The sequence below is a fragment of the Anaeromicropila herbilytica genome, from assembly GCF_016591975.1.
In the GTDB taxonomy this organism is placed as follows: Bacteria; Bacillota; Clostridia; order Lachnospirales; family Lachnospiraceae; genus Anaeromicropila; species Anaeromicropila herbilytica.
Genome location: NZ_AP024169.1, coordinates 2,706,999 through 2,728,663 on the forward strand (window position 1 = coordinate 2,706,999; position 21,665 = coordinate 2,728,663).

At 32.9% G+C, this 21,665-nt stretch carries 20 protein-coding genes; 2 read left to right on the forward strand and 18 right to left on the reverse strand.

Annotation, left to right across the window (positions count from 1 at the left end):
* Positions 1–181: 181 nt before the first annotated feature.
* Both bsdtb5_RS11700 and bsdtb5_RS11705 read right to left on the reverse strand, forming a co-directional pair.
* Positions 182–1,351, reverse strand: a complete 1,170-nt coding sequence (locus bsdtb5_RS11700; RefSeq protein WP_271712165.1) for a hypothetical protein — start codon at positions 1,349–1,351, stop codon at positions 182–184.
* Between the two features lie 210 nt (positions 1,352–1,561).
* A complete protein-coding gene (locus tag bsdtb5_RS11705) occupies positions 1,562–2,452 on the reverse strand; it encodes an aminoglycoside phosphotransferase family protein (protein WP_271712166.1) in 891 nt (296 codons plus the stop codon).
* A gap of 401 nt (positions 2,453–2,853) precedes the next feature.
* Between bsdtb5_RS11705 and bsdtb5_RS11710 the strand changes: the two genes are divergently transcribed.
* The gene (locus bsdtb5_RS11710; protein ID WP_271712167.1) at positions 2,854–3,318 is read left to right on the forward strand and encodes a hypothetical protein; all 465 of its coding nucleotides are present in this window, start codon (positions 2,854–2,856) and stop codon (positions 3,316–3,318) included.
* Positions 3,319–3,533: 215 nt separating this feature from the next.
* On the opposite strand, the gene bsdtb5_RS11715 is transcribed toward bsdtb5_RS11710, so the two are convergent.
* From bsdtb5_RS11715 to bsdtb5_RS11770, 12 genes are all read right to left on the reverse strand, one after another.
* A complete protein-coding gene (locus bsdtb5_RS11715; protein ID WP_271712168.1) occupies positions 3,534–4,436 on the reverse strand; it encodes an NAD-dependent epimerase/dehydratase family protein in 903 nt (300 codons plus the stop codon).
* A gap of 325 nt (positions 4,437–4,761) precedes the next feature.
* Positions 4,762–5,034 (reverse strand): spore coat protein, encoded by a 273-nt coding sequence (locus bsdtb5_RS11720; protein WP_271712169.1) that lies wholly within the window; start codon positions 5,032–5,034, stop codon positions 4,762–4,764.
* A 13-nt stretch (positions 5,035–5,047) separates the two neighbouring features.
* Positions 5,048–5,233, reverse strand: a complete 186-nt coding sequence (locus bsdtb5_RS11725) for a hypothetical protein (RefSeq protein WP_271712170.1) — start codon at positions 5,231–5,233, stop codon at positions 5,048–5,050.
* A 105-nt stretch (positions 5,234–5,338) separates the two neighbouring features.
* Entirely contained in the window at positions 5,339–6,505 is a 1,167-nt protein-coding gene (locus bsdtb5_RS11730; RefSeq protein WP_271712171.1) for an amidohydrolase, read from the reverse strand.
* A gap of 351 nt (positions 6,506–6,856) precedes the next feature.
* Entirely contained in the window at positions 6,857–7,438 is a 582-nt protein-coding gene (locus tag bsdtb5_RS11735; RefSeq protein WP_271712172.1) for a helix-turn-helix domain-containing protein, read from the reverse strand.
* Positions 7,439–7,618: 180 nt separating this feature from the next.
* Entirely contained in the window at positions 7,619–8,155 is a 537-nt protein-coding gene (locus tag bsdtb5_RS11740; RefSeq protein ID WP_271712173.1) for an HXXEE domain-containing protein, read from the reverse strand.
* Between the two features lie 17 nt (positions 8,156–8,172).
* Positions 8,173–10,827, reverse strand: a complete 2,655-nt coding sequence (locus bsdtb5_RS11745) for a LuxR C-terminal-related transcriptional regulator (protein WP_271712174.1) — start codon at positions 10,825–10,827, stop codon at positions 8,173–8,175.
* Between the two features lie 77 nt (positions 10,828–10,904).
* Entirely contained in the window at positions 10,905–12,608 is a 1,704-nt protein-coding gene (arsA, locus tag bsdtb5_RS11750) for an arsenical pump-driving ATPase (RefSeq protein ID WP_271712175.1), read from the reverse strand.
* 49 nt (positions 12,609–12,657) lie between these two features.
* Positions 12,658–13,053, reverse strand: coding sequence for an arsenite efflux transporter metallochaperone ArsD (gene arsD, locus bsdtb5_RS11755; protein ID WP_271712176.1), 396 nt, complete (start codon positions 13,051–13,053; stop codon positions 12,658–12,660).
* A gap of 17 nt (positions 13,054–13,070) precedes the next feature.
* A complete protein-coding gene (gene arsB, locus bsdtb5_RS11760; RefSeq protein WP_271712177.1) occupies positions 13,071–14,156 on the reverse strand; it encodes an ACR3 family arsenite efflux transporter in 1,086 nt (361 codons plus the stop codon).
* Positions 14,157–14,178: 22 nt separating this feature from the next.
* The gene (locus bsdtb5_RS11765) at positions 14,179–15,840 is read right to left on the reverse strand and encodes an FAD-dependent oxidoreductase (protein ID WP_271712178.1); all 1,662 of its coding nucleotides are present in this window, start codon (positions 15,838–15,840) and stop codon (positions 14,179–14,181) included.
* Positions 15,831–16,154, reverse strand: a complete 324-nt coding sequence (locus bsdtb5_RS11770; protein WP_271712179.1) for an ArsR/SmtB family transcription factor — start codon at positions 16,152–16,154, stop codon at positions 15,831–15,833. Before bsdtb5_RS11770 ends, bsdtb5_RS11765 begins: the two co-directional genes overlap by 10 nt.
* 541 nt (positions 16,155–16,695) lie before the next feature.
* On the opposite strand from bsdtb5_RS11770, the gene bsdtb5_RS11775 reads away from it, so the two are divergent.
* Entirely contained in the window at positions 16,696–17,970 is a 1,275-nt protein-coding gene (locus tag bsdtb5_RS11775; protein WP_271712180.1) for an IS4 family transposase, read from the forward strand.
* Positions 17,971–18,323: 353 nt separating this feature from the next.
* On the opposite strand, the gene bsdtb5_RS11780 is transcribed toward bsdtb5_RS11775, so the two are convergent.
* The 4 genes from bsdtb5_RS11780 to bsdtb5_RS11795 form a co-directional block, all read right to left on the reverse strand.
* Complete coding sequence (locus tag bsdtb5_RS11780) at positions 18,324–18,683, reverse strand: thioredoxin family protein (protein ID WP_271712181.1); 360 nt, start codon at positions 18,681–18,683, stop codon at positions 18,324–18,326.
* A 99-nt stretch (positions 18,684–18,782) separates the two neighbouring features.
* On the reverse strand, positions 18,783–19,064 hold the full coding sequence (locus bsdtb5_RS11785) for an ArsR/SmtB family transcription factor (RefSeq protein ID WP_330611607.1): 282 nt from the start codon (positions 19,062–19,064) through the stop codon (positions 18,783–18,785).
* A 111-nt stretch (positions 19,065–19,175) separates the two neighbouring features.
* Positions 19,176–20,180, reverse strand: a complete 1,005-nt coding sequence (locus tag bsdtb5_RS11790; protein WP_271712182.1) for a permease — start codon at positions 20,178–20,180, stop codon at positions 19,176–19,178.
* Between the two features lie 419 nt (positions 20,181–20,599).
* A complete protein-coding gene (locus tag bsdtb5_RS11795; protein ID WP_271712183.1) occupies positions 20,600–21,601 on the reverse strand; it encodes a permease in 1,002 nt (333 codons plus the stop codon).
* Positions 21,602–21,665 lie beyond the last annotated feature (64 nt).

Genomic DNA, 21,665 nt, shown 5'->3' on the forward strand with positions numbered 1-21,665 from the left:
AACTAAAAATGCCACTGATTATAAAACTTCATTTAGTTCCGCTTACCTGTTTAGTGTTTCTTATAGAAATAAGGTAATACGCCTTAAAAATGAGTTGATTATATGCAATCAAATATATCTTGCAAATTAGTTGAACAGTGCAATTGAAGTTCAATTCTATATATTAATTTCTAAAGATTTTTTATACCAATATTTCATCAAGCAGTTTTCGATATTTTCCTTGCAAAGATGCAATCATTAAGTTATACCAAACCTCTCTTGAGTAACTTCCATTCTCTACACACCAAATTTTATAATGCAGTTCTTTTTTAGCATAAAAATCAATAGGCACATCAGTAGTACTCTCTGAATACTTCTTTACATAATCATCTAAAAAATATTGATTCTTTGTATAATCGATATGCGTAAAACAATCATTTTCCGGATAAAACATCCCATGGAGAAATGTTGTAATAAAATGCGTTTTACTTTCTTCCCCAGTCGCAAATGGAAGTGTCTCTATTTCGATATGTAAAAATTTTTTCTGATATTTTACATCGAAGTCCTGCTTAATGACCATCAGCAACTTATCACATGATTCTTTATCTATATGTACAATAATTGTTTTCTGCTTTTTTAATAAACTATCAGAAAAATGAAACTGCGGTCCATAAAATTTCTCAAAATTTAATGTTGAATACGAAATGGCTTGATTCACAGGTAATGCTAATCTTTCATCAAGCCTTAATAGAACATCACCCGTATCAATTTGTTCAGTAATTACTTTTGCAAACCCAGGCATGGAATCCGCAAACTCTATCACGGTAGTATTTGTCAATATACTATATAGGTATGCTTTATTATCAAATATAAAATAATCTCTTTTAAAGATTACTCCGGGTACAGTTGCCAATCCATATTGATTGGTTTCATAACTCAAATCTTCTCTTTCGATTATTTCTTGAATATCAATTTTATCATTACGAAAATAGTCAAATATAAATCCTGTTAATACAAGCATAAATAATTTTCTGTCGCATTCAACCACTCCATTTGACGAATATTTTTTGGGTGGTCTTAAAAACACAGAATCATAATACATTATCCAATTATGCTCATCATTGCAGTGCATATAATCAAGCATATTTGATGCTGTTATATTACTTTCTTCAAATCTTGAATCAACATATTCTATCAACTCCCTCAAAAACAACGGAGTTTCAAATCCTTTCACACGAGAGTCTGACAAGTAATGCAAAAAAGACTTTCTAATTGCATGAACAAGATATTCTTTAGACAAATATTGTTCTGATTCTGTAATTGCAAGAAGAAATGATTCTATTTCTTCCTTTTGTAATATTGTAGTTTTCATTATACTTCCTTACTAAAATTATTATTTTTTTGGCAGTTTGATATTTGCGTTATTTCCAAGAATTCTTAATTTCATTCGTATTATAAAATTACTATAACTGCTCCTAATACAGTTTATAGTTAGCAAATCAACTTCCCATTATTGCTATAACCAGTTCTCTTTTACTTAATTTTTATCCTCATCTCGATTTCCTTATCTACATAATTCAAATCATTTCTTATACCACATCGGAACAATCTCTTTCATACCATCATACCAATCTAGAATATCACTATTCAATTTTAATATATCCCCTAAACTCTCCGGAGCAAAGTACTTCGCCCATACAATAGAAGTTATCGCACTAGCAGAAAGATAATATGCCAATAACGCCCAAAATTCATCTGGAACATCATTTTCAAAATATCCATCAATTTGACCAGTTGCAAAAGCAGGGTATTCAATTCCAATTCGATTAAATTCATACCATGGGTCACCGTAGTTATCAAAATCCACCGTGTGCCAATCTATAATTGATAACTTATCCCGTTTCGTTAGAATCATATTTCCCATATGATAATCTCCATGATGATAGCACTGAGGTCGATTCTTTAGAAGTCCTCTATTTTTCTCAAGATAAGCTATAATTTTGTCACTTCCCGAAAAAGCTACCCCTTCCTTATGAAAAGCATTGATTCGCTCATCTATTATAGCAAAATATCTAGTTGACCAATCTGCAATCTCTTTATGCTCATCCAGTGTATGGATCTGTTTTAGTATTTTCCCAGACTCCACACCCATCAAATACTGTTCCTTTTCATCCATCCTATTTACTATCTCTTCTACTTCATTTCCATCAATCCATTCAAGTAGAGTATAAACACTCTTGTCCGCGTTACAGATACCAAAATCAATAGTTCGAGGCATTGGAACACCGTTTGCAGACAATTTATTCATACGTTCATATTCGGTTTTCTTTTGCTCATACTCTGAAATATCTGCAATACGAAGTAATAGGCGTTCATTATTATTTGTTTCAATATAATATTTCTTATCTCCAGACATGCCTTTTTCTATAGGATTAATTACTGTAAACGTTCCATACAATGGTATCTCAATCATAGCAGCCTCCTTAAATAGGTAATATTAAACAAATTATAACTCTTAGCCCATATAATGTCATTATAATCCAATATTTTTTATAAACTATCCTGACTTCTCTGGACACACAGCATAATAATAGCTCTAGAATCAACAAGTATAACCATATATCACTACACTTGTTACTCTAGAGCTATAAAATTAATAGAGATATTTCTCATATCATTCTTTTTTACCAACGAATGTTGAGCTCTTAACTATTACCCAAATCGTTAATGAACCTATTAGCAACCCCAAATACTACTCCTTGATATAAAAGAAGTCTTGTTAACTTTGTAAATGATTTACTATTGATGTGTGCTCTGAAATTATGATATAAAGAGTATGTAAACAAGTTAACCTTTTTTGAAAGGATTAGATAAATGAAAAAAATATTTGGTAAGAAATCAATAATATGTCTATTAATTGCATTACTTTTAATGACTAGTACCCAAGTTTATGCTGCTACTTCATTAAATTCAAACATTATTAGTTTATTAAAGGATGGTTTCAATTCAATAAGAGTATATTTTACACAAACAACAGATACAGAACTTGAGAAAATACAGACTGATAGTTCAAACGATATTAAGCAGTATATTATAAATTCATCTAAACAAACAAATAGTGACCTTGAAACACATAAAAATAGTGAGCTAGATAAAGCGAATAAAGAAGTAGATACATACGTTGCGGAAATGAAAAAACAATTAGATACTGTAATAGTTGATGAAAAAGATAAGACTAAACAACAGATTACCGATCAAATAAATAACAATGTATCAAAAATAAAAGATGATTTGAATAAAGATACAGAAAAATATATTAAGGATCTTCTAAAAAAATAAAATTTATTAAGATATGAGAAATATTTAAAAATAACATAAATTAAGTCAGTTATGTTCTGTATATCCATTATACTGACTTAATTTATGTTAAATATAATGGGTAGTTTAGTATAAACACTAGCCTATTTATTTATAGACTTCAGTATTTTCACGAGCATCTGGGTATCTCTCTACCCAAATAATTTCATTATAAAGCAATTACATGCCCAGTTTCCTTATAATAAATTATTATCAATATAGTTCAAGAATGGCTTCTTATTAACTTTATCTGAGTTGTGTCTATACCATTCAAATGATTCTTTTAAACCATCATAGAACGGTTTTATATCATGCATTAAATCGTATTGCTTTGAAACATCAAGGTAATATTCATAATTAGAGAAACAGAAATAATTTCTTTGTTCCATATCATCATACACATTTTTAATATTAACCTGTTTATCAGCGATACGATAACAAAGTTCAACCCATTCACGAATAGAAATAGTATCTTTATTACCGACATTAAAGATATGTTGATGAGGCTTGTTTTTTAGAATAACATCAATAAATCTACATAAATCATGAACATGGAAAAATTGCAATTTCATCTCTCCGTTTTTAGGTAAATAAAATCTTCTATCTTTTAAAGCACAATCAAAAACAAATGATTCTCTATATACATTGTTCATTTGTCCATATAAGTAAGGTGGGCGAAGAATATAAGCATTCGAATCTCTCTTCATCAATGTTTCTTCCGCTTCAATTTTATTTGTTCCATATATACCCCAATATTTATTAGTACCTAATTGAGTTTCTTCTGTAAATGGTTGTGTACAATATTCTGGATATACAGCACTTGAACTAATTAATATGTACTCATCATAACTTTCTAAGGCATCAAGTAATAGATCAACATCTTCGGCAGTATATGCTGTAACATCAACAACAATATCAAAATGATAGTGACAAAGTACTTCTCCCAGATCATGTCTATCTGCTTGAATGAGTTTTGCCCCCACAGATTGGGTTCTACTATTTCTATTAAGAACATAAACATCATATCCCTTAGCAATATAGTATTCTACGATATATCTACTCACAAATACTGTACCACCAGTTACAAGTATTTTTTTCATGTACACTCCTCCTAAATCAATTCCAAACCTATATAAGGATTAGCATATTTCCCTTCATTCCTTATATAGGTAATATATAACAGATTATAACTCTTTAACCAATTAATGTAACTATATTGCGATATATTTATAAACTTTCCTTGCTATCCTAGATATTTCATCAGAGTACATTATTTCTTTCCTTTCTTATCTATAATAAAGTGCGGCTATGGTTTATGCAAAATAAAAACATAGTATCCAAAGATAAAAATAAAACTAGAGAAGTAAACTCAAATGATTACTTCCCTAGTTTTTTCTAAGTTAATCCGCTAAGATTTTATTCAATTTACCTTACGCTTGATGCACTACTTTGAAATTTCTGTTTTGCTTCACTAATTTTTCTTTCCTCTGCATCTGGTGTAGGATAATAGCCTTTTTCATGCATTATATTGAATACATCCTGTTGAATGGAATGTTCTTGATTTAAGATTTCCATAACTGTATTTTTCAAGTCATTATGGACACATTCATTCGCAAATTTATTGAAGTTATTAGTTGCTCCTTTTTCAGATGTTAATGCATCTGCTAATATTTCTTTTTCTGTAAATGTCTGATTCATATACTACCTCCTGCTATTTTATATGTGTATATAATGCGTTAAAATGTCCCTGGTGTTTTGCTGCAATCTCAGTAAACTTGGATTTAATTTGAGAATCAGTTGCCTCATTCGCCATCTTTTGAAATTTTTTTACTAATAATTCTTCTTCTGATAAAGCATCATTTAAACAGGATAATTCTTTTTCTGATAACTGTACCATAGTAGTAACTCCTTTCTAATAATATTTAAGTCCATATAATCTAGTTTCTTACTTTTTATAAAAAATATGTACTTAAATATAGGAATTATTTTATACATCATAAAATTATTGATTTAAATAATCAAGAGCAAATTGTACATGCAGTGCGGTACCATATTTCATGTAATCTTCATCAATCTTAAACTTCTCATGATGTGGGAAGTATATTGCTTCCTTTTCTTCATTCCTATATCCCATAAATGCGTATACTCCTTTCGCATGTTGGAAATAGTAAGGCATATCCTCTGATCCCATATATTTAGGTAAAGTTTTATTTTTACCTTCACCTAAGACTTTTATTGCAGATTTTTCTGCAAGGTCAGCTAATTCGGAATCATTATATAGACTAAGTGCACTCTCTTCAATTCTTACATCAACTTTAAGCTCATAAGCATCTGCTATAGCTTTTGCATGTCTATTAATTGATTCATGGGCAATTTTTCGAACCTCTGGGTTAAAGTATCTCATAGAAATATCAATCTCCGTATATTTAGAAACTACGTTTGCTTTTGTACCACCAATGAACTTTCCTACAGAGAGAACAATTGGATCTTGAGCATTTATATTTTTAGTAACAATTCCTTGAAGATCAGTAACGAAAATACATGCAGGGTGAATGGTATCCTTTGCTTTATGTGGTACTGACCCATGACCTGATACTCCTTCAAACTTAACATAAATCGTATCACAGCCAGCCATTCTGTATCCTGCTTCAATATTTACATATCCAGTCTCTAATTCTGGCATTCCATGCATAGCAAGGCATGCAGTAACCCCATCCATTCCACCAGCTTCGATTATCTTTTTGGCACCTGAAAATGTTTCCTCACCTTCCTGAAAGAAGAAACGAACTTCACCAGATATTTCATCCTTCATCTCAGATAAGATTTTTGCAGCGCCAAGAAGCATAGAAGCATGGGCATCATGGCCACAGGCATGCATTACGCCATCTGTTTTTGATTTGAATTCAACATCGGTTTCCTCTTTAATTGGAAGAGCATCAATATCTCCTCTTAAAGCAACCGTTTTTCCATCCTTTCCACCTTTTAAAATAGCAATTAAAGATGTGTTACCTACTTTCTGATAAGGTATTCCTAGTATATCTAATTCTTTCATGATCTTTTCCTGAGTTCTAATTTCCTGTCCACTAAGCTCAGGATTTTCATGTAGATTTCTTCTAAAATTAATGATATATTCTTCAATTGCTTTTACTTTATCTAATGTGTTTGACATAAATATCTTCCTTTCTGTCTTTGTATCCACTTTTTGGATATTGTAATATTTTTACTACACTCAGATGTTTTCACATAAATTTCTATTTAATTTACTTTGTTCCCAATAATAATAGATTTTCAATTAATATCTGTAACCAAATCACATAATATGTATACATAATTGATGCTGTTTAAGCGCTTAATATTATAATTATTGTAGTACATCTTAATCCTTAACTGTTGTTTGGAGTGATTTCTGTCCATCAGACCGGAGATACCATCATACTTTTAGATTTCGCCTCACGTTAAACTTTCGAAAAAAGCATCCAAGTTCTACCTTGAATGCTTTGTCTAAACGTCCCTATTCAATTTAAATATTAAATCGATATAAACCATCCTTATTACAATACGCATAGAAATATCCATGCCCTCTTTTTGCAAATCGACACTCGATATTTTGCTCAGGATATAGTTTGATTAGTTCTGAACGATTCGAGGTCACATAAGCAATGAAGGAAACATAATGGTCTTTGGCCATTGGGTGTTCCATGTGAACATAATATTCATTGTCTATTACTTCAACTTGAAGTAGATGATCCTTACTGTTATCTTCAACTTCTGCAGCTGGAAGCATGATTCCACAACAACTATAGGAACCATTTCCAATGGCTTGAATTACATTTCCACATACTGGACATATATAGAATTGCATTTTCTTCATATTGGCAGAACGATTCTGATTCTCCGTCACTTCTCCAAGTAGGAGTTCAGCTACGGATACACCTAAAGCCTCTGCTAAGTTACTAATTAAACCAATATCAGGTAGTCCTCTATCCGTTTCCCATTTTGACACTGCTTTATCACTTATCTGTAGCTGATCTGCTAACTGTTTTTGAGTAAGACTTTTCTTTTCTCTTAATTCTTTAATCATTTTTCCTGTAACGTAACTCATATTAACTCCAATCTGTCGCTGACGGCGACGTACACTTTCTCTATTTGATTTAATCATACGCTACAATAGAATTTCTTCCAACCTACGCTCAGTAGAGTTGAAACTTTTATTAATCAGCCAATTAAGTAATGCTTATGTTATTTGTAAAGATAACATAAGCATTACTTTCTTCTCTAAACATCATTTACTTTCCTTTTCATACCTTACTAGCCACTTATCAAATACATCCATTCCTCTGTGTACGAACACGAGATTAACCACCATGATTACAAGGCCCACTACAGAATACAGAATTACCGTATCAAGCATATAGAACATCATAACATACTGTATCATATAGATACAGACAGGCAAGCAGATAACACTCGTAACAATAGCTGGAACATATCTTCTTACAATCAATACCTGAACGCAATGTATGATTAGATGTAAAGTAAATGCAATAAATAATCCCACCCATAGGCTATACCAGTGCGTCATATAAGAAACAACCGTAATCACACTAATTATTATATACTCTTCTGCTACACCTAATGCGAAAGATGCTGTTGTAATACGATCAAAATGTGGTAATAACCGTTTTGATAGACTAGGAAATCGCTCACTTAAGTATTCTCTATTCTTTCTAATCCACACTTTCATGAAGATAATTTCTTCAAAATCGTGGAAGATAAAAAGTATCGGAAATAACCATATCATTATTTGCATATTATACATACTTGTCTCCCTCTCAATTAATAATTATCCTTCACTTTATTAATGGCAGCAATTCTATTATTTACACCTAGCTTACTGTATATGTTATTGATATGTGTCTTAACTGTTGCAAGAGATACACAAAGATTCTCAGCAATCTGCATATTCGTATTGCCTAGTGCCATTTCATTTAGAACATCTTTCTCACGTTCTGTTAATTGATCAAGCACCGCATTACTAGAGTTCCTATCATTTGTTAGTAATTGCTGATTTTGTAAGCTACCATCTAGAGTGTTATTATCTAGCATGCCACCCTCTACCCTTATTCCATGCTTAAGATCCACATGCAATACCAGTTCCAAGAATTCATATTCATCTACTGAGAGCTCCTCTTTTAATTCTTCTTTCATTATCGTACCGATTCGTTCAGTGGTCGCCCGTTCGAACCAGAATGGATGCGCAATTCGATTCACTGCTGCATAAGAGATTGCTTCGATGAATAGATTCTTAATCTCTTTTTGATCTCCAGCATTGTCTAGAAGAATCCTTGTTTTTAATAGATCCCCCTCCACAATTTTTAATTTATTCTGTGTCTTTCTTGCGTTGGCAATCATATCATCAATCAGCTTTATCGCTTTATTCTTGTCACCATCTTCGTATAGAATATTGGCATATAATAATTCACAATCATTATTCATTACTTTATTCTTATCTGCTTCATATCCTCTAGCAAATGCTATCGCTAGTTCCTTATGATTTCCTCGATAGATGGGATATCTTAAAATTCTTGCAGAATAATAGATATTCTGTAATTGATCTGTTCCTAATACTTCTTTGATTAATTGTTCTGTTTTCTGATCATCGCCAATGAGATAATAATATTCCGCTAAATTATATTGGAATGCTCGTTCAATACTATTGTTGGAATCATCCTTTAACGATTCTCTTGCTTGTTCAAGTACCTCATATGTCTTATCAAGCAATAATTGTCTGATATATACGCCTGCAATTCCTATATAATAAGAACTTGCAAGTGACTTCACCTGATCTATCATGGTCTGCATCTGCTGATATAGATTGAGAGCCTCTAATAGTTCTCCCATATCTTCATAGATTTGTGCTTTTTCTGAGATGGCAAAGAATCCAATATAGATATTTCCAGTTTTCCTATATACTTCCTCTGCACAATCTAAATACTTCAGTGCTTCCTGATAATTCGATGCTGCATATAGAAAATAAGCTTCTTTGATTAATAAAAATGCAGTAGTTACCGAATTTAGTGGTAGTTCACTTATCTGTTTAATGGATAAAATATTGGCACTGTTAAATTCCCATTTATCATTATAGAACATATTGGAGCGCTTAAATGCTTCAAATGTCTTATCATCTTTCATATGAAGTTTGATATAATTATATATTTTTTCACATGCTTCTTCGTCCACACTGGCATAATAATAGAAGAAATATTGATATGCAAAGTCTGTATTTTTCGATATCTCTTCCATCGGAACTTTAATCAAATAAGAAAAAGTAAGTGCTGTCTGTGGCATCTTAAGAATCAATTCCATGATTTTCTCATATTCCTGAACACAAAAAAGATGGTACAGACTTTCTTCATAATCTCCCATATCTTGATAGATCTTTGCTGCAAGATTATGCCATTCTTTCTTCTTGGTATCCTCCATTTTATCATACAGGCCTTTTAAGTATTCAACAAGGATTGCATGATAACGGTAGATTCCTTCTGCTTCATCAATATTGATTACAAATAGATTCTTCTGTAGGATAGATTCCATCATAGCGTTAAAATCTAACTCTGGTTGATACTGATTACAGATTGCTTGATTAAAATATCTTAGAATCGATGTCTCAACGAGGAATTCCTGTTCCTCCTCTGTTAGATATTCGAATATTTCTTTGGTGATATAATCATTCAATACACGGTGCGATGCCTTTAAATTTCCAGTCATCTGAAAGGTTCTATCTTTTGCTGCCATCGCAAGAAGTTGAAGTCCCCCAATCCATCCCTCAGACGCTTCAATCATGGAGTGAATCTCATCTTCTTCTTTGTGTAATTTTAATGTTTGAAGTAAAAATTCTCGACTCTCTTTGTCATTCATACGTATCGTATCTTCATCAAATATTAGAAGTTGATCTTCTATAGCAAGCGCCCCAAGATAGATCTCTGGAAGTTCTCTTGTGAGTAACACTAAGTGAACACACTCTGGCATGTTCTCAAGAAAAAAGTTAATCGTAGATATTAAGAATTCATCCGTTATCACTTGAAAATCATCCAATACCAATACGATATCATGATTGATATTCAATTTATTCACAAACAGAGAGAGAATCTGCCATAGATTCTCTTTCTGCATATTACTGTCAAAGAATGTTTGAAAATCTGCTTTCGTATCTTCAATATAATCTTTCACTGCTTCTATCACATAATTCCAGAATACAAAACTCTGATTGGCATTCTCATCTAATGTAATCCACCTTACATGTTCCAGTTCACTCTCAATTGCAAAGCTTGAAAATAATGTGGTCTTTCCACAGCCTGCTCCAGCTTTAATAATTGTTACTTTATAATCAAAAAGATTTCTTAATCGTTCATACAAATGATGTCTTACAATATAATTTTTCCTTGGCTGTGGCATTTTCAGTTTCACAGATAGGATTGGCATGTTCTCCATGTATTTCCACCTCCACACTACATTCTACTTTGTATGCCTACTACAGTCAAGAAAGATTACCCACGATACACACAATGTCAAGCTTTCCATTCAATTACAGCAAAATTACCACCTGTATGTTCATCAACCTTATTCAACCATTCGATTTCATTGCTTGCTTTAGCTGACAGCAATTGATTTGTAGTACCAGTACGATAAAGAGAAGAATTGATTACCCACCATTTTGTAGCTATATCAGCTCGTTTTAAATCCTCTTCCAAGCGCATAGCTTCATAAACTGGAGTAGCTTCTGCGAGTGTTACGATAATTACTTCTGTTTCTTCTTTATTACGCAATCTAGGTAATAATTTTTTTGCTGATTCGGGGATATCGCCCCCTGAACGTTTCATTTCTTGGTTATAACTCTGTGTAGAATCCAGAAGTAAAAGAGTATGCCCTGTAGGAGCAGTGTCAATTACTACTATCTGATCTTCAGCCTTTTCAACTATATCTGCAAATGCTCTGAATACAGCTATTTCTTGCGTACATGGTGATCTTAAATCTTCTTCTATATATGCAATATCTTCCTCCGACATGTTTTCTCTTGCTTTTGATAACACTTCTTGCTGATACTTCCTCAATTCTTCTTTCTCATCGATATGGCTCATTGTGATTCCATCGGTCTCATTCATAACATATTTTAGATGCGCGGCAGGATCTGTAGTTGTCAGATGTACCTTTTTTCCTCTTGATGCCAAACCTAATGCTATAGATGCTGCAATTGTAGTCTTACCAACACCACCTTTGCCCATAGTAAAAATTACCTTTTTATTGGTATGATACAGATCATCAATAACAGCCTGTAAATTTGGTATAACATCAGCATTTATTCTTTCTTCTCTAAGCGTATAATTATCCCTTTCGAGTAACGATCTTACATTCTCTATACCAGTGATATTATAGGCTCTAAGTGGGATGGAATACATCTTCAACTCTCTGAGTTCTTCTGGAATGTTATTTAATGCTGATTGCTGCTTTTTATACAAGCTTTCGGAAATAATGTCGTCATAAGATGTTAGTATTCCATTTAATATCATGACTTGATTTTTCACACCGATTTGTGCAAGTTCTAAAGATGCTCTTGCTGCTTCCTTTAAAGGTGTCACCTCTGGTCTGGATACTAAAAGCAAAGTAGTACGTGTTCCATCAGATAAGGTTTCTACCGCGTTTTGATAAATCTCTTTTTTGCTTTCCAAACCTGACAACTGTCCAAGACAAGAAGCACCATGCGTATTTTCATTGATAAAATTACTCCATGCTGACGGAAGCTGAAGCATTCTTAAGGTGTGTCCTGTTGGTGCAGTATCAAAAATAATATATTCGAACTCCTCTTGAAGTTCTTTATCCGTTATAAACTTAGAAAACTCATTAAAAGATGCAATCTCAACAGTACAGGAACCTGATAGTTGTTCTTCCATATTTTTTAAAGCTACATCAGGCAATAACCCTCGATATGGAGCAACGACACTTTCCCTATACTCCGTGGCTGCTTCTATTGGATCTAAGTTAGCAACCACAAGATTTGGAACTTCATGAATCGCTACCCCTTTATTATTTAATTCTGTCTGAAATACATCCTGTAGGTTAGATGCAGGATCTGTGCTGATTAACATAACTCGTTTCCCTGAATCAGCAAGTGATACCGCTGTTGCACAGGCAGTCGAAGTTTTACCAACTCCGCCTTTTCCAGTGAAAAAAAGATATTTTGTAAGCGTAACTTTTTTGATATTAAAGTTTTCCATTATTGTTCAGTTTCACTCCTTTGACCAGTATAAAGTACAGTAATTATTATTAACAGCAACCATCTGAGCCAGAGCATCCACAACCGTGTTTTTTGTTAAACGTGGCTTTTACTGGACTTCGTTTTTCTCCAACATAACTTTTAGGTACATTAAGTAATTTAACAAATTCATCATTGGATGGATATCTTCCAGTTATCACAATTTCATCATCTACAACAATAACTGGCAATCCCTCCACTCCACTTTCATTAATATAAGTATTTACTGTTTTATTCGTTACAAATTCCTGTGGAGCGTTTGTAAGGTTAAAACGATCCACATGCATCCCATTCTTCTCCAATGTGTTTAACACCGTAGAAATTCTTAACAGCTCAGGATCAACTCCAACACCGCAAAGTCCTGTGGAACAGCACATAGCTGGTTCAAATATCTGCATCTTTTTCATGATTTTATAATCTCCTTCTAATTATTATTTGCAATTCTTGTATCATAATATTTCTTTTTAAAATACAACGCTATATTAACAAGACCTATCATTACCGGAACCTCAATTAATGGTCCAATGACTGCTGTAAATGCAACATCAGAAGCAATTCCAAATATTGCAGTACTAACTGCAATTGCTAATTCAAAATTATTACTTCCAGCTGTAAAAGCTATCGTTACTGTCTTATCATATTTAAAACCTAATTTATAAGAAATAAAGAAGCTAACAAAGAACATTAGTGCAAAATAAGCTAACATAGGTAATGCAATTATGATTACATCCAATGGATTATTGATAATCTGTTCCCCTTTTGTAATAAACATAATTACAATTGTGTAAAGTAAAGCAATTAACGCTAATGGAGAAATCTTAGGAATAAATACTTTTTCATACCATTCTTTTGATTTGAATTTGATTAAAATCACTCTTGTTAATATGCCAGCAGCAAATGGTATTCCTAAATAAATTAAAATACTTTTAGCAATATCAAGCATTGAGACCTGTACCGTTTGACCTCCCCATGATAGACCTAGAAATTTAGGTAAAAAAGTCACAAAGAAATAGATGTAAAAAGTATAAAATAGTATCTGAAATATTGAGTTAATACCTACCAAAGCAGCACAATATTCATTATCACCCTTTGCCAATGAGTTCCATACGATTACCATTGCTATACATGGTGAGATACCAATTATAATTAGTCCAATTGCATAATCTGGTTTGCTACCTAGCATTAATACAGCTAATAGGAACATTAAAGTTGGAGCAATGATCCAGTTTAATACTAATGAAAGAAAAAATTCTTTCTTGTGTCTACTAACATTTCCAATCTCTTCGTATTTTACTTTGGCAAGCGGTGGATACATCATTATTATTAAACCAATTGCTATTGGCCATGAAATTGTTCCGCTACTAAATTCTCCAAGTGACTTTGCGAGACTAGGAAATACTACGCCCCCAATAATTCCAATACCCATTGCAACAAATATCCATAATGTTAAAAAGCGATCAAGAAAAGATAATTTACCTCTCTTTTCTTCTTTAATTTTTACTTCTGTCATTCCCTTTTCCTCCTATTTTTTTCTAATGGGGATTACATCTGTTACAATAATTTTTTGTTTTACTATAATTCTTATGTCCACCTGATAAATTATAGACTTCCTTAAATCCGTTATTAAGTAAGATATTCTGTGCTGCATTTCCGGTTACTCCTTTGTTACAGTAAGTAACAGTCATTACATCAGGATTAAGTTGTTTCATCTGTTCCCGCAGTTTGCTATGAGGCATATTTACTGCTGTCTCCACATGATCTTTCTCATATTGGGCAACCACTCTCGCATCTACTATCTGTATCTTCTCCTTACGTTCAATCACGTCTGCTAGGTGACCTGCTGTGATTAACTTTCTTCCCTGATTTATAGCATTATCAAGAATCATTCCTGTATACATAACTGGATCCTTCGTTGTCGAAAATGGTGGAGCGTATGCAAGATCCAAATGAAATAAATCTTCTACTTTTGCTTGATAGGTGATTGCTGTGACAAATACATCAATTCGCTTGTCAACGCCTTCCTGCCCTACAATCTGAGTTCCTAAGAGTCTTCCCGTTTTCCTGTCAGCAATTCCTTTTATAACCATTTCCTTACCGCCCATGTACTCCGGTTTATCAGGTTTTATATTATGACACACTTCCACATCATATCCTTCTTTTAATGCCGCCTTCTCTGATAATCCAGTTAACGCTACCGCCAATCCAAAAACCTGAAAGATTCCCGTTCCAAGAACTCCACGAAAAGAAAGATTCCCGCCCGTAATCACATCACCTGCGATTCTTCCTGTCTTATTTGCAGTGGAACCCATGGGACGATACACAGGCTTTCCTGTTATCACATGATACTGCTCGATACAATCTCCACAAGCATATATATCTGTAAGATTGGTTTTCATTTTATCATCAACCTTGATTGCTCTTGTCTCCCCAAGCTCCACTCCCATGCTTTCTGCAAGATTAGTGTTTGGTTTTACGCCTACGGTAAGAAGAACGAGATCAGCAACAATGGATTCCCCATTTTCAAGAAATACTTTATTTTCTTCTATTTTTACAGCTGACTGACCTGTATATACCTTAACACCATTTTTCCTTAAATGGTCTTCTACATAAACTGCCATATCTGGGTCAAGTCCCGGCGTGACCTGTGGAAGCCTCTCCACAAGCGTTACTTCTATCCCTAATCCTTTCAGATTTTCACACACTTCAAGCCCAATAAAGCCCGTTCCTATTATTACAGCATTCTTAGGATGAACGGTGTTGATATAGGACTTAATTCGATTCATATCACCAATATTTCGTAATGTAAATACACTAGAATTATTCGCACCCTCTATAGGTGGAATTACTGCCGATGCACCTGTTGCAAGTATCAGTTTATCAAAACAGTCAGAAAACACCTGCCCATTTATTAAATTCTTAACTTCTAAAGTCTTTGTTTCTACATTCACATTTAAAACTTCATGCAAAACTCTAACATCTACATTATATTTACTTTTAAAGAATGCAGGGTCTCTAGGCGTCAGCTTGTCGGCTTCTTCCACTTCTCCTCCGATGTAATAAGGCATTCCACAACCAGAATATGAAATAAAACTATCCTTGTCATAGATTACAATTTCAGCGCCTTCATCATTTCTTCGTGCTTTCGCTGCCGCCGATGTTCCCGCTGCAACTCCTCCAATTATGATTATTCGCATGTCTTGCCCTCCTTTATTTCCTTACAGATACAGTCATCCTGTTCCGTTGTAATGATGTTCCAGTATTCTTTTATATTAAGAATCAATTCAGTATTATTACTATAGCGTATCCAAGAACCCTCCTTACGACTCTTGACCAACCCACAATCTGTAAGAATCTTCATGTGATAAGATAGTGTCGGCTGAGTTATCTGAAACGATTCTAAAATATCACAAGCGCACAATTCCCCACAGGAAAGCATTTCTATGATTTTTAACCTCGTACTGTCTCCAAGTGCTTTAAATATAGGTGCATATTCGGTGTAGTCTTTCATATCAACGGAATCTCCTTCAATTCTTTGTTCAGTTTATCATATAGATATTTATCTATGTAATGATTGTATAAAACACATAGATATATGTCAATATGATTCATGTAATATATATGCAAAATCGACAAGAACAATGAGTTTGCAATGCAAAATCTCGCGCCAAGTGTGGTCGTATTAGCGACATATTCCCTTCGCGCTTGTGTGCAGCCTGTACGGAGTGCTTTTTAATTTATAGGGAATTTGAAGAAATTTTCAATAAATTAAAAAACATGTAGTTCCATCATGGCTTCTACATGTTTTTTATTGATTACTGTATTTATATGATGTTGGGGGCAAAAGCCTTTATAACTTACATTGTGTATATTGATGTATAATTATTAATTTTGGCGTAGTCCGGCCAATGTCGTCAACTTAAGAAGTTACAAATAAATACTGAACAAAAATCAAACATTATTTTGTCTAAAATGCAAATTGACAAACAAATGTTTGCTCCAAAATTTTAATAGATACATTTTTACTATTAAATTTTGGAGGACTTCATATTATGATTAAAAAAATATCATCTTTATTAAAATCAGTTAATAACCTTATTACTAGCGAAGAGTTTATTGAAAAACATAGGATTAATCAAAAAAGCTTTAATCGTAATCGAAAATTAACTTTTAAGGATATTATTTTATTCCTTTTAAGTCAGCCACAAAAATCTTTATCTGTGGCTCTTTCCGATTACATAGATTCTTCAAACCTTGCAATTGACTCAATTTCAAAACAGGCTTTTTCAAAAGCTCGCTTTAAAATTAAACCTGATGCTTTTCGTGAAATTTTTCTAATGACTACTGATGTTAATAAAACAAGATCAAACCTTAATACTTGGAATGGTCACCCTGTATTAGCGATTGATGGTACTTCATTGCAGATTCCTAACACAAAAGAAAATCAAACTTATTATGGTTCTAAAAAAAATCAATATGACCCTGTCGCTCTGGCTTCTGCTTCGGCTTTGTATGATGTTTTGAATGATAACTTACTTAATACAAAACTCGTTCATTATCGTACTTCTGAATTAGTTCAAGCCCAAACATTAATCGATGAATTTAATTTAAATCAAGTTCACGGAGAGAAAGCACCAATTATTATTTTTGATAGAGGTTATCCATCTAGAAAACTCTATGCGCAACTTCAAGAAAAGCAATGTTTCTTTGTAATGAGACATAAAACAAAGTCCCATGGTGCGTTAAAAGCGGTATATCAATGTAATTATGGTGATACTTCAATACAGTATTCTCATAACGACTGTTCCTATCCGCTAAGAGTTATAAAGTTTGATTTGCCATCAGGCTTACAAGAGACACTTGTTACAAATCTTTTTGACCCCAATATAACTGTTGAAATGTTTAAAGAACTATATTTTATAAGGTGGGGGATTGAAACGAAATATCGTGAAGTCAAATCGATATTAAAGCTAGAAAATTTTATGGGCATAAAACCGGAAGCAATTGAACAGGAATTTTATGCTGCGATGTTTGCTTCAAACCTATTATCAATGTTTGCTTCTGTTTGCAATGAAGAAATATCTAATATTCAACAGGAAACAAAGAAAACAACATGTTATAAAACAAATAGAAATATTCTAGTAAACTATCTTTTTAATAAGCTATATACTTTGATTTGTAACTATCGTATTGCTAAAAAGGTTATTAATAATTTGATAAAAATAGGTATAAAAAATCGCTCACAAGTACGTACAAACCGTTCTTATGAGCGAAAGAAAATGCGAAGCAGGATGAAGTTCTCCCAGAACACAAAATCCACTTTATAATATACATTATAAAACGAAAAACTGCTCGCTCATATAGTTTACACTATTTTTATAAATAATCAAATATGATGTTTTATTTTTGTACAATTTTTTGTAAACTTTTTTACTACAAGTGTTAAGTTGACGACATTGGTAGTCCGGCCGAAGGTATCGTTTATATTTTGTCAAGACTCATAGTGAAAATAGGAACGTGAGTGAGTATTTTCGCTAGCTCTGAGGCTTGTAATAAATATGATAAGTTTGTTTTGTAAACTTTACTGAGGGAAAGGTAGCCAAAATTCATAATTATACAGCAATATACACTCAGTACACTAAAATAAGACTTTTGACCCCAACTCATTTATATATACCTATTATAACCTAATTTTTTGAAATAATTTGATAGCTTCATCAACCTTTAACACTTTGCCGTATGATACTACTTTTCCATCTACAACAAGTGCTGGAGTCGTCATAACCCCATATGCTGCAATCACACCGAAATCAGTCACATGCTCAATTGCGGTATCCATTCCAAGCTGTTCCAAAGCTTTTTTCACATTTGCCTCAAGTTCATTACATTTTGCACAACCTGATCCTAAAACCTTAACCGATTCCTTCTGTTCATGATTTTCAGCTACCTTTTCCATTGCCTCTGAATTACAAGTTCCTTCACAACCGCAGGTATTTGTTTCTTTTACATCTTTTTTCTTACCTAATCCAAATAATGCCAAAGATCATCTCTCCTTTTATGTACTAGCATCACTAAAAGTCATACTGTACTTAATTATTTTTAATATTTACAGCAGCCTTCACCACATTCACAGTTATATCTATACAATTTTTTCTTCTATTTCTGTTAAACGGGTTATTGCTGTTTTAAAAGCTTGTTTACTTAGGGAATAATGCATCCATTTCCCCATCTTAGTACTTTCTACCAATCCAGACTCACATAATATTTTCATATGATGGGATAAAGTAGACTGTACAATATTTAATTCCTCTAATATCTTACACGCGCATTTATCTCCACTCTGCAACATCTCAATAATCATTAAGCGATTGGGATCACTAAGTGCTTTAAATATATTTGCATCTTGTTCGTATTGATTCATTATTGATTACACCTCTTATCTATATTCATCGATATGATATATATTACTCAACATAACAAGAAATGTCAAACAATGTGGCTAAACTGTAGCCCAATTTCGTTGCTAACAAACTTATATAAAGAAACCTCCAAATGCATTAAGGAAATATCCAATAATGATAATCCCAACTGTTACTATTCCTATAAATGTAAATAGCAACTTATTTTTCACAACCTTCTTTAGCATGATCATGGATGGTAAACTTAACGCTGTTACTCCCATCATAAAGGAAAGAATTGTTCCAACGCCTACCCCTTTAGCCAATAATGCCTCCGCTATCGGAATTGTTCCAAAAATATCTGCATACATCGGTACACCAACTACCGTAGCTATTAACACAGAAAATGGATTGTCTGTACCAAGTATCTTTTGTATGATATCTGTTGGTATCCAGTTATGAATCAATGCACCAATACCAACTCCAACTAATATATAAATAAATACTTTCTTTACAGTTGCTTTCACTTGTTCCGCTGCATAGGTCATTCTTTCTTTTCTTGATAGTTCCTGTGCTTCAATATCCACCGATGAGCTCGAATTTATAAATCGTACCACCTGATCTTCCATATGAAGCTTATCAATAATGGTTCCTCCAGTTACAGCTAATACAAGTCCAACCACTACATATGTTAATGCAATCTTCGTTCCAAAGACACTCATTAATAATACCAATGCTCCCAAATCAACCAATGGGGAAGAGATTAAAAATGAAAATGTAACACCAACAGGTAACCCTGCATTTGAAAACCCAATAAACAGAGGTATCGAAGAACAACTACAAAACGGTGTTATTGTTCCAAGCAAAGCACTAAGAATATTAGCCTTTATTCCATGAAATCTACCAAGTATCTTTTTTGTTCTTTCTGGTGGAAAGAAGCTTTGAATATATGAAATGATAAAAATCAATACAGATAATAATATTAATATTTTTATCGTGTCATAGAGAAAGAACTGGATACTTCCACCTAATCTGGATGTTATATCAAGACCTACAGCAGATAGACCATCACCAATTAATACATTTAACCATTTCATTCCAAGTATTTGATTTTGAAATATATTCCATATTGCTACCATATCAACACCATCCTTTATTTCTCATATCGATGTTTATCGAACTATTGTTAGTATATTCTAAATATCGATATTTGTCAATATGTTAATTCTATGTAGCACTGTTTCTATTATATTTCTACATTACCACCTAATTCTATAGTTTTTGTCAAATATCCATTTCCGTAAACAAACTTTCTTCCTAGTATAAATGATATAATCGAATAAGTTAATATTATTCCTGATGACGCTGCCAAGCCATACATTATAGATATATCATATAGTTTTGTAATAATAGGTATTAAAATTAGTGAAAAACAAGATATGACTAAGTTTCTTATTGAATTTACCCTGGATTAATTGGACCATTACAACGTTGTTGTAGAGTAGAATTGAAAATAGCTACTGATAAAGCATTGGATACACCAAAAACTCCTATCAATTTACATCCCCATATATAATAAAAAGTTATATAAGTAGCCAAACAGTATTGCACTAGCAAATAATATACCTACATAAAAACATACAGATTTCTTTTTCATTATTGTAAGACTTCCTGCTATTGCACCTACACTTGTTCCAGGACCTGTAATCATAAATGCAAGAATAGCCCCACCACTTGCCCCTGAATCTAATAGTGTTTTAATCAGTGGTATTGTTCCTGCATCGCTAACATATAATGGAACACCTATTAGAGCTGCTAATGGCACCGAGAAAATATTATGGGATCCAAACAATGACATAATCACTGAAGTAGGAACAAACCTATTGATAAAGTATCCAATTGCTGCAAAAACTGAAAAGTATACCAGTATTTTTTTCACTCCCAAATCTATAAAGGTATCAAATAGTTCCTTTATTTTATATTTTTTAATAAAACTATTAGATTTATTTATACTACCGTTTGTTGTGCAGCAAGGCTTAACCGAGTTTATGTTATGCAAGGTGGATACGCAACATGATTTATTAACTCCCTCATCTGTTGCTTTGTTGTTAGTGAATCTAAGCTGGTTATAGAAAAATGTTGTGTGATTTTCTAAATAATAGCTAATATACCCTGCAATCGCTCCGATACATATGGAGAAAGCAGTTAAGGCTACAGCGAATTTCACATTTATGATACCTGACAGCATAACAAATAAGTCTGGACTCATAAGTGGAGAGGATGTAATAAAAGCCATTATTGGTCCCCATGGGAGTACCGTGGTGAGCATTGAAACGACAACAGCCATAGTACCGCAAGCGCATAATGGAGTAAATGTACCAAAGGCAACACTTCCTAGTATTGATATTCTTTTCTTCTTTAGCAGTAATGCTTTAAATTTTTGCGGATCAACATAAACATTAAGTATACATGCAACTACTATCCCAAATGATAATGGAACAGCATCATGTACTAGTGTGCTTATTACATAAAAAATTGTGTCTTTCATTAAGTTAATCATTGATATACCTCCTAATTTTGAATGTTTTTTATTTGTATGATACAAGTACTCGATTTATTTACTT

Excerpts from the sequence above, each read along its gene's own strand:
- bsdtb5_RS11700 (WP_271712165.1), bottom strand. The coding sequence starts at position 1,351 with ATGAAAACTACAATATTACAAAAGGAAGAAATAGAATCATTTCTTCTT.
- bsdtb5_RS11705 (WP_271712166.1), bottom strand. The coding sequence starts at position 2,452 with ATGATTGAGATACCATTGTATGGAACGTTTACAGTAATTAATCCTATA.
- bsdtb5_RS11710 (WP_271712167.1), top strand. The coding sequence starts at position 2,854 with ATGAAAAAAATATTTGGTAAGAAATCAATAATATGTCTATTAATTGCA.
- bsdtb5_RS11715 (WP_271712168.1), bottom strand. The coding sequence starts at position 4,436 with ATGAAAAAAATACTTGTAACTGGTGGTACAGTATTTGTGAGTAGATAT.
- bsdtb5_RS11720 (WP_271712169.1), bottom strand. The coding sequence starts at position 5,034 with ATGAATCAGACATTTACAGAAAAAGAAATATTAGCAGATGCATTAACA.
- bsdtb5_RS11725 (WP_271712170.1), bottom strand. The coding sequence starts at position 5,233 with ATGGTACAGTTATCAGAAAAAGAATTATCCTGTTTAAATGATGCTTTA.
- bsdtb5_RS11730 (WP_271712171.1), bottom strand. The coding sequence starts at position 6,505 with ATGTCAAACACATTAGATAAAGTAAAAGCAATTGAAGAATATATCATT.
- bsdtb5_RS11735 (WP_271712172.1), bottom strand. The coding sequence starts at position 7,438 with ATGAGTTACGTTACAGGAAAAATGATTAAAGAATTAAGAGAAAAGAAA.
- bsdtb5_RS11740 (WP_271712173.1), bottom strand. The coding sequence starts at position 8,155 with ATGTATAATATGCAAATAATGATATGGTTATTTCCGATACTTTTTATC.
- bsdtb5_RS11745 (WP_271712174.1), bottom strand. The coding sequence starts at position 10,827 with ATGGAGAACATGCCAATCCTATCTGTGAAACTGAAAATGCCACAGCCA.
- arsA (WP_271712175.1), bottom strand. The coding sequence starts at position 12,608 with ATGGAAAACTTTAATATCAAAAAAGTTACGCTTACAAAATATCTTTTT.
- arsD (WP_271712176.1), bottom strand. The coding sequence starts at position 13,053 with ATGAAAAAGATGCAGATATTTGAACCAGCTATGTGCTGTTCCACAGGA.
- arsB (WP_271712177.1), bottom strand. The coding sequence starts at position 14,156 with ATGACAGAAGTAAAAATTAAAGAAGAAAAGAGAGGTAAATTATCTTTT.
- bsdtb5_RS11765 (WP_271712178.1), bottom strand. The coding sequence starts at position 15,840 with ATGCGAATAATCATAATTGGAGGAGTTGCAGCGGGAACATCGGCGGCA.
- bsdtb5_RS11770 (WP_271712179.1), bottom strand. The coding sequence starts at position 16,154 with ATGAAAGACTACACCGAATATGCACCTATATTTAAAGCACTTGGAGAC.
- bsdtb5_RS11775 (WP_271712180.1), top strand. The coding sequence starts at position 16,696 with ATGATTAAAAAAATATCATCTTTATTAAAATCAGTTAATAACCTTATT.
- bsdtb5_RS11785 (WP_330611607.1), bottom strand. The coding sequence starts at position 19,064 with ATGAATCAATACGAACAAGATGCAAATATATTTAAAGCACTTAGTGAT.
- bsdtb5_RS11790 (WP_271712182.1), bottom strand. The coding sequence starts at position 20,180 with ATGGTAGCAATATGGAATATATTTCAAAATCAAATACTTGGAATGAAA.
- bsdtb5_RS11795 (WP_271712183.1), bottom strand. The coding sequence starts at position 21,601 with ATGATTAACTTAATGAAAGACACAATTTTTTATGTAATAAGCACACTA.